Source organism: Flavobacterium sp., assembly GCF_044348915.1.
Lineage (GTDB): Bacteria > Bacteroidota > Bacteroidia > Flavobacteriales > Flavobacteriaceae > Flavobacterium.
On sequence record NZ_JBIKRX010000161.1, the window covers coordinates 1 to 4,530 of the forward strand.

Here is a 4,530-nt window from a genome sequence, read left to right on the forward strand (position 1 = left end):
GGTTTAATAGGAACTTCCTTTACAGAAGGGGGCGCCTGTACAACGACAAGTGACATCAAGCGTTGACACATCTGTGTCAATAGACCCAATGCCTTCTCTTTCTTTGGAGCATCCAGAATGGGTGTCGAGGCGATTGCCGCACACATGGCAGGATTCGCTTCTAGTTTCTTGATGACATCGACCACCTTCTCTGCCTTTGACACGGCGGACAGATTCAAAAACGAATTCGGTGCAAAATCGGTATCGGTATTCGCATCACCCCAATAGATCGGAACACAGCCTGCCATCTTGGCATGAAGCACTTTCTCGGTAATGTAACCAGGAACTTGTGCATTCTCGAAACTGATGGTAAATTGATGATCCGCAAAAAAAGAGTGCTTGGAAAGATCACCACAACCGCCACCTGGATATTTCAAAGCCAATGGGCCTCCAATGTTATTATACAGTGCGCCACCGCTATCTACTGTTTTATAGGCATTTACTGCGTGAAATGTTTCATTTCGAAAGGTACAAATGGGATTGGTGACAACAAATCCACAAAATGCGTTGCGATCACCATATCCAATTGGATGAGGAGTTGTCGCGAAATGAAGAGGAATACGAATAGGATTATCTTCTGTATTGGTGGGAAGGGTGGCAGATCCTGAAAACCAGTCAATAAACGTCATCCATATAGGAAGACGAAAATGCTTCTCATCTTCTTCGCGGGAAGAGGTCAGGTATAAATCAAATCCAGGTGGCGCTGCCCAGTGTTCTGCAGTGAAGAATACTTTAGGAGCGGAAGACGATATGGCCTTCCAGGATTCAGTGTAGGGACCGCATAGAATCAAATGTGGAGAAAGAGACGGTTCATATGCGACACCGCGGACAGGTTTACCAAGATGGTTTCGAAGGGTATCGGTAATAAAATTGGAATCATAATTGAATCCAGGCCACATGTCTGAAAACGCAACCACCAGTTGATCAGTAAACGCAGGGGAAGAGATCGGCATGCTAATAGAGGATGGTGTGGAGATCACCTGATCAATAATTGCCTTCCATTCACTACGATGTGCAAAGATCCCATACTGTGCTAAGATGGTGGTACGAATATCAGGAAGAGCGGCACAAAATGAGCAAGGTGCATTGACAAACGCAGAAAAAGCCGCACACATTCCGCTAATTTCGTTTCCAGTATAGAACATCTTCTGAAGAAAGGGATGGAGATCGCGTAGGACAGGGCTATTGTGGATCAATGGAATACCCATCCAGATTGCATTGAGAAGTCCAATGCGAAGAGGAGTAAACCGAGAATGAGAGAAAAGAATGGAGTGATCTGTTAGCCATGAATGAAAAGGCTCCTTTGGTGCCATCTCAAGAGGCAGATTCGCACTTTCAATATTATCCAGGACATTCTCTTTCAAGAATCGATTATCTTTGATCACATCCATATTATGAATCAAATAGCGGGCATTCAATACCTTTTTCTGGCAGAGTTCTTTGATAGCAACGAGCGGGAGTACTGCCGAGCTGGTATTTTCCTTGTTCTTTTCTGCAACACGGACACGCCATGATGTGTATTTATCGCCTGTACATGCTGCAGTTTCATTCTTTGAATAATGGTCGGCAACAACGGGTGACCAAATAAAAGGGACTCTTCGAATGGGGCAGGGAAACAGGGTTTGAATAGATGGAATGGTATTCTCAGGATTCAGAAGGTCCCAGCACCAAATTTCATATACATTCTTCATGCTGCGCGCGACATAAGGAGTTTCGATATAGACTGACGCATCCATTTCTGTAAATTGAAGAAAGGTTCGAAGAAAGACGATGGTTTTCTGTGAGGCTGCTACACGTGAATCAGGATGAATGAGACCATCGATATCGATCAAAAGGTCAAGTTGTTTCGTTTCGTACAAGTTAGCGGTAGAAACGCGTTTCGGATAATCAGCCCACCATTTGGTATCACTATTACTAGAATCAACGAGAACAGCATCATATCCCAGTAGGGTAAATAGTTCAACAAGTAAAAGGGAGGTTTGGTTCAAGCCACTATAAAAGAGCTCGTCATTGGGTCGGTAGGAAATTCCTACACGTGGCATTCTATTAGAATCAAATCGAGTCTAATCTTTATGCTGAATGGTACCCATTCAACGGGCTTCCCCGTTTATAGCAGTTCTTTCCAGCGACGCTGGATATCAGGATGATGAACACTATGTTTCCAGATCAAACGAGCCGCGTGCGTCTGGTAGATGCGCATGTTTTCTTGGTGATTCTGAATGGCGTTTGCTAACGTCTGAATTGCTTTCTCCCACTCATTAATGGAATAATGATATCCATACTGGCTCCATCCCTCTGAATTATGCAGAATTGGATAATTGGCATATAGAAGTTCAAGCGTCATATAATTGTAGTCATTATTCCATTGATGAGTCAAGAAACAAGCAGAGCGATTCTCGTTAAGAATGGTATGAATCTTTTTGCGTTCATATAACATCACTCGCCCTGAACGATACAATTCCAAAGAAGGAAGTAGATTATTATGAGCATTAGAAGAGAGTTTGAGTCGATCGCCGTTGATGACTTGAACCTTTCCACGCCATTCAGGATATTTCTTCGAAAATGCTTCCACGAGTAGCAGAGAATAGAACGTACATTTCTGAAAAGAGATATTGGGGTCCACGATAACAACATCTACATCACGCCAATCAGTAGGAGGAATCCATTCAAACTGCTCCTTATTTCCATATTGAGTCATAAAGCATGAGTCCCATACGTAAGGAACAACGCGGCTGTTTTCAATGGGAGTACGATTAAGAATAGCGGCATATTCGACATGTTGTTTGTAGTGAGGGCTTGTCCAAATCTCATCAATTTCACCGACAATATGATGATTGAAAAACATGGTACTGTAGTTCTGGATGGTTTCAATGTCGATATTGAGAATATTTCCGAGATACAGTTTTACAATCTTGGCACCGATGGTACGAAGGTATCCACGGGTCACTGAATCCAAACTCATTCCGATTTCAATGAACGCATGAATGGGAAGCTGTTTCATGACCATATCTTGTGTAGTAATAGTACGATAAGATTGAATAAAGGCTTTCTTTTCGGTGGCTTGAACGGAATGTTGTAGTAAATAGGCACGGTATCCGAGACTTTCAAACAAATGATAAAGAACAACAATGTTTTGTGTGAGACCATTAATAAAAAGGGTCTGATCGTTTACTTCATTTGTTGCTAAAATAATGACTTTACGTGTCAATGGTAGATCCAATGAGGTTGCTGGATTTGTTTCATATTCTTCGGAGGGCAGAACCGTATTACCAGGAAGGTAATCCATCTGATAAAGAGAACGTAACAATATCTTTAGATTATAGAGATGTCCATCCCATCTACGTTTCCCAGTACCAATTCCATTCCTCCTCCTTTTTTTTATGATATACGAGGACTGGCGAATTGGTTAAATAATAACCCCACATACAAGCAATACTTTATTAATTATCCAAATGTGTTTACTACATTGCTTTCGAATACAAACGTAATAAGTTATAATGGAATTTCTGGTTACGATATTGAAAAAGTACCACTTGCATCAAATGTAACAACCATGTCTCAGTTTCAGCTGATGAGATACACAGAACAGATGAATTTGTTTAGACAAGTATATGCTTATAATTCAAATGCTTATGTCAATTATGTGAAGAATGGAACCATACCGGCCTATTATCGTTTTCAAACCTATAAAGAGCACACTGAATTTAAATCATCGGTTGCGTTAGTCAATAAATTGTACCCGTTTCAGGCCATGACGAGTGGGGCAAATATAAATGGTTCGACATTGGGGTGGATTGTCCCGTTCCCACTTTAAAAGTCTAAGAGACTTGTACTAATGAAGCGTGAATAGATACTGTAGCTGATTGAGATCGGCGACCATTTCATCACGTATATTAATTAGATCGGAATCGCTGCCTGCGCGAAGTGATTTGGAAAGCCCCTGTAGGTATTTAATACCAGCCTTGATCAATCGTGATGCACCTGCTTCAGTGAGATTCTGTAGCGTAAGAGCGGCATTCGCACCTGTTAGTCTTGGACGTCCGTATTTTCCAATGTAAATTTCAACGAAGGAGTCAATGTTTTTATCCAGCTTTTCAAGGATCTGATCGGTCGCAATATGACGAGCATAGATACGAGTCTGCCAATGGTAGAGTTTGATCTGATTTCGTAACTGTAAAAAGAAATGAATGTGATCTGCTGACATCTATGATCAGATCGCTGAAATAAAATTGAATAAATGGATCACGGCCAGTAGATCACCAACAACCCCGTATATCATGTGTAGCATTTGTAAACCGATCTTGAAGGACGTTCGGATCTCTCATAGTGAGTCTGTGTGTCCGATCAGAAATAGTCGATATTGCTCTACCTGTGCGCAATATGGTCATTTGACGGCATCATGTCCTGCCAAGCCGTCGCGATATTTTACCGAACCGATCTTTGTCGAACAATTGATCTGTCCGTCTGATCTAAAAGAATTCAAGATCACAT

At 41.7% G+C, this 4,530-nt stretch carries 4 protein-coding genes; 1 reads left to right on the plus strand and 3 read right to left on the minus strand.

Annotated elements, in window-relative coordinates; translation table 11 throughout:
- Positions 1–2,081: DUF2827 family protein (locus ACIQ1E_RS14360; RefSeq protein WP_396172081.1), on the minus strand; the 2,081-nt coding region annotated here is incomplete at its 3' end.
- A gap of 65 nt (positions 2,082–2,146) precedes the next feature.
- Complete coding sequence (locus ACIQ1E_RS14365; protein ID WP_396172083.1) at positions 2,147–3,346, minus strand: DUF2827 family protein; 1,200 nt, start codon at positions 3,344–3,346, stop codon at positions 2,147–2,149.
- 18 nt (positions 3,347–3,364) lie between these two features.
- On the opposite strand from ACIQ1E_RS14365, the gene ACIQ1E_RS14370 reads away from it, so the two are divergent.
- Positions 3,365–3,853, plus strand: a complete 489-nt coding sequence (locus tag ACIQ1E_RS14370; protein ID WP_396172085.1) for a hypothetical protein — start codon at positions 3,365–3,367, stop codon at positions 3,851–3,853.
- 18 nt (positions 3,854–3,871) lie between these two features.
- Here ACIQ1E_RS14370 and ACIQ1E_RS14375 read toward each other — a convergent pair whose 3' ends face one another.
- Positions 3,872–4,243, minus strand: a complete 372-nt coding sequence (locus ACIQ1E_RS14375; protein ID WP_396172086.1) for a DUF5856 family protein — start codon at positions 4,241–4,243, stop codon at positions 3,872–3,874.
- Positions 4,244–4,530 lie beyond the last annotated feature (287 nt).

Bases quoted from the DNA above. Each gene is read 5' to 3' on its own strand.
- ACIQ1E_RS14370 (WP_396172085.1), top strand. From the start codon at position 3,365: ATGTCCATCCCATCTACGTTTCCCAGTACCAATTCCATTCCTCCTCCT.
- ACIQ1E_RS14375 (WP_396172086.1), bottom strand. From the start codon at position 4,243: ATGTCAGCAGATCACATTCATTTCTTTTTACAGTTACGAAATCAGATC.